Raw genomic sequence first — 3,449 nt, 5'->3', positions numbered from 1 at the left:
CCTTGGCAACATGTTCACTTACTCTGATACCTCAGCGAGCAATGAACCCCTTTTCCGGGTTCTGATCTTGACCACCTCATCGACCTCACTCAAAAAGATCAGTCCATCGCCAGAAGCACCGGTATGGGCACTGTCCAAAATTGCGGCGACGAACTTGTCCAGGTCCTCGTCATCACAAACTAGTTCAATCTTGGTGACGTCATAATACCTTTTGGTAATTTCGACTTCACTGAGCGTGAAGTGGGGTTCGAAGCCATACCCTACCGGATGAACGGTCACAACGGTGATTCCGGGGGCACCCTTATCCTTTAAGGCCTTAACCGTCTGTTCCAGATAACTTGTTCTTATGTAAGCCTTGACCTCTTTCATCTCTCTACCTCCCAGATGTTTGTGCTGGCCTCAGTGCTGCAGTGGCCGCTGACCTCGATGGCCCGCTGGCGGCTGCAGCCGCTTTCTGCGGGGTACGAAGGCCGGAACCTGCCGAACGTACTCCTCGTAAGCTGCGCCGAACTCGGCCTGTACCAGCTGCTCCTCCTGCTTTGCCAGGCGGATATAAACGACCACCAGCACCGGGAACATGATCAAGGTTAATAGGGTTGGCCACATCAGCAGAAAACCGATTATCACCAGTAGGAAACCGTCATATTGCGGATGTCGGACGATAGCGTAGGGTCCGGTGGTCGCCAGTTTCCCCTGCTGTTGGGCCGCATGGAGAACCTGCCAGGCCTTATAGACGATATAGAACCCAGCCGCGATCATTACGTTGCTCAGCAGATGGATCGGGTTCAAGTGCGGGTCCATTTCAAAGCCGAAAATGGTTTGCCAGAGGTGGCCGCTGCTGTGTGAGAAAATATCGGTTTGCGGGAAAGTGCTCTGCAGCCAGCCGGAAAGCAAAAAGATTGTCAGCGGAAAGCCGTACATTTCGACAAACAGGGCGACGATAAAGGCGGAAAAGGCGCCTAAGGATCGCCAGTCCTGCTTGGTTTTTGGCTTGGTGAAACTGAAGGCAAAGATGATAAAAATCGCCGAGTTGATGATGACCATCGGCCATAGGCCGTAAGCAGGAAGAGATTCGTTCATGGCTCGACCTCCTCTCTAAGATCCTTTATGGTGCTCTCTGGGCTCAGAATGCTGCTCACTATGCCCTTTATGCATGAAGATGTGAATCAACGGACAGAGGAGCAGGATCAGAAACGGCAATGAGTCAGCGATCTGTGCCCGGAACTCCGGCAGCAGCCAATAAGCTGTACCGCCAGCAATCAGCAACCCGCCCATAATCTTCAGGCAATGACCATATCCGGACGAATATTTCTGTTCCCTTTTCATGACGGCTCCCTTTTCTTTACCCTGTTTAACTGTCATCCAGCCCATGACCAGTTTCCAGTGCGTCGAGGATCAAACAGGCACTAGTCGGGCCATCGCCGTCACAACTTTCATACAGCGATTCGAGAATTTCTTTGATTCGCGTCAGATCACGAATCTTCAGTTCGATATCGGCGATCTTCGCCTCGGTCTGTTGCTTGACATCCGCCTTAGTTGCCTGAGGATTATGCTGCAGCATAAGCAACTCTTTGATTTCCTTCAGGGTAAATCCCAAGCTCTTAGCCCGCTTGATAAAACGCAGGCGCAGAATGTCGCACTGCGGGTAGATTCGGTAGTTCCCTTCGGTCCGGGCAGGTGCTTCGATCAAGCCTTCTCGCTCGTAGAAACGGACCGTTTCAATCCCAATCCCTGCGCTTTTGGCTACTTTGCCGATCGTCAAACCGTTCATCGTGACTCCTTTAGATCTTTTCTTGACTTACCTTCATTCTAAACCCTCAAGCATACTTCAGAGTCAAGACTCAGAATGAAATTGGTGCTTGGAAACGCCGCAGGCGAACCGCATTGCCGACCACAGTCAAAGACGATAGCCCCATCGCTGCAGCGACGAACATCGGGTTGAGCAGGATGCCGAACAGCGGAAACAGTACCCCGGTGGCGACCGGGATCAGCAGACTGTTGTAGGCGAAGGCCCAGAACATGTTCTGTTTGATATTGCGGATGGTAGCTTTGCTCAGGGCGATGGAGTTGACCGCACCAGTCAATTCACCGCTGATCAGGGTCACATCTGCCGCTTCGATGGCGATATCGGCAACGGCGATGATGCCTGCGGCCTGGTTGTCAAGGGCAACCAGCATCGGGGTTTCCCCCTCGCCCGACAGTCTGGCGATCTGCTCCATCAATGGCTGTACGGAAATCTGATTCTCCGTCAGCAGTTGCGGATTGCCCAGCAGCAGTTCGCGCCCTTCGAGCTGGGCTCTAATCCCTTTGCCAGGGATTGCCGAGAAGTCATTCAGCGTTGGCAGTTCCAGTTTTTTTACGCTCGGCCCTGTTGACGATCGCTTCTCCCAATGGGTGTTCTGACCCTTTTTCCACCGAAGTGGCCAAGCGCAGCATTTCACGTTCGTTGAATCCGGCAACAGCGAGCAGATCGGTTACTTCCGGCTCGTCCTTGGTGATAGTCCCGGTTTTATCCAGCACAATGGTGTCCACTATTGCGGACCGACCTCAGTCCGTTTCCGGACCTTTCCCTCGGCCAGTCAGTCAATTCACGGGGGGGGACTGTCTCTCAGGTTCATACTATATGAGAAAGAAGGGAAAAAGAGCTTCTCAGCGCTTTGTCACATGCAAGCTATTCCTTATATTAAAAACGCAAATCTTGCTTCATTTGCTCGAACTCCTCTTTGCTGATGTCGCCTTTTGCATAACGTTCTTTCAGGATGTCTTCGGCACTTTTCCTTGAGTTTTGTTCTGATCCTTTTTGAGTCCAGTGACTTGTCCCCCGGACAATGAGATAAATGATGACGACCCAAAACAAGATCATAAAGATTCCGCCAAAGCCATGGCCCATACCATAGAAACCATCTCCGTACATCATGGGAAAATCTCCTTTTCGGCCGGCATATTGATTACCTCATTGAGGTTTAGGCAAAGAAAGAAGCTGATCATAATGACTCAATCACACTTCTCAATTTTTCCTGAATGGCGGCAGCGGTTTTTTCCAAGTCCGGATTGTTGACAGCCATCATCGACGCTTTCGGGTCGATGGCCGAGACTTCGACCTTGCCGTCATCCCATTCCTGAACCACAACATTGCACGGAAGCATGGTCCCGATGTGAGGCTCTGCCTGTAGGGCCTGAAAAGCATACGGTGGGTTGCATGCGCCTAGGATCAGATAGTTCCGAAAGTTCACGCCGAGTTTTTCATGCAATTTGCGACTGACGTCAATTTCCGATAGAATTCCGAACCCTTGCTCGGCCAGTCTGCATTTAACAACATCAACCGTTTCGGCAAATCCGGAATCGACCATTTTACTGATATGATATGTCATCTATATTTTCCTCTTTTACATGGAGAGGTTCGCCACTCAATACCTTCACCAGTCGGTTGCCTTAATGACAACTCGGCT

The 3,449-nt window shown here is 51.2% G+C and carries 8 protein-coding genes; all 8 read right to left on the bottom strand.

What is annotated here, in order from left to right; all coding sequences use genetic code 11:
• Window positions 1–18: 18 nt before the first annotated feature.
• Window positions 19–369, bottom strand: coding sequence for a P-II family nitrogen regulator (locus Q7J88_RS11600; RefSeq protein WP_303722390.1), 351 nt, complete (start codon window positions 367–369; stop codon window positions 19–21).
• Between the two features lie 30 nt (window positions 370–399).
• A complete protein-coding gene (locus Q7J88_RS11595; protein WP_303722389.1) occupies window positions 400–1,080 on the bottom strand; it encodes an isoprenylcysteine carboxylmethyltransferase family protein in 681 nt (226 codons plus the stop codon).
• 15 nt (window positions 1,081–1,095) lie between these two features.
• Window positions 1,096–1,326 carry a DUF2933 domain-containing protein gene (locus tag Q7J88_RS11590; RefSeq protein ID WP_303722388.1) on the bottom strand — a complete coding sequence of 77 codons (231 nt, stop codon included), beginning with the start codon at window positions 1,324–1,326 and terminating at the stop codon, window positions 1,096–1,098.
• Between the two features lie 25 nt (window positions 1,327–1,351).
• Complete coding sequence (locus Q7J88_RS11585; protein ID WP_303722387.1) at window positions 1,352–1,771, bottom strand: heavy metal-responsive transcriptional regulator; 420 nt, start codon at window positions 1,769–1,771, stop codon at window positions 1,352–1,354.
• Between the two features lie 70 nt (window positions 1,772–1,841).
• Window positions 1,842–2,219: a hypothetical protein gene (locus tag Q7J88_RS11580; RefSeq protein ID WP_303722386.1), complete on the bottom strand. Its 378-nt coding sequence runs from the start codon at window positions 2,217–2,219 to the stop codon at window positions 1,842–1,844.
• Window positions 2,220–2,328: 109 nt separating this feature from the next.
• Window positions 2,329–2,520: an HAD family hydrolase gene (locus tag Q7J88_RS11575; protein WP_303722385.1), complete on the bottom strand. Its 192-nt coding sequence runs from the start codon at window positions 2,518–2,520 to the stop codon at window positions 2,329–2,331.
• Between the two features lie 163 nt (window positions 2,521–2,683).
• Window positions 2,684–2,914 carry an SHOCT domain-containing protein gene (locus Q7J88_RS11570; RefSeq protein ID WP_369682029.1) on the bottom strand — a complete coding sequence of 77 codons (231 nt, stop codon included), beginning with the start codon at window positions 2,912–2,914 and terminating at the stop codon, window positions 2,684–2,686.
• A 70-nt stretch (window positions 2,915–2,984) separates the two neighbouring features.
• Entirely contained in the window at window positions 2,985–3,371 is a 387-nt protein-coding gene (locus Q7J88_RS11565) for a DUF302 domain-containing protein (RefSeq protein ID WP_303722383.1), read from the bottom strand.
• Window positions 3,372–3,449: the final 78 nt, after the last annotated feature.

Origin of the sequence: Malonomonas rubra, from assembly GCF_003247215.1 — a bacterium.
In the GTDB taxonomy this organism is placed as follows: domain Bacteria; phylum Desulfobacterota; class Desulfuromonadia; order Desulfuromonadales; family Geopsychrobacteraceae; genus Malonomonas; species Malonomonas rubra_A.
The sequence above is the reverse complement of the archived record's forward strand: the minus strand, read 5'-3'. Positions and strand labels throughout refer to the sequence as shown.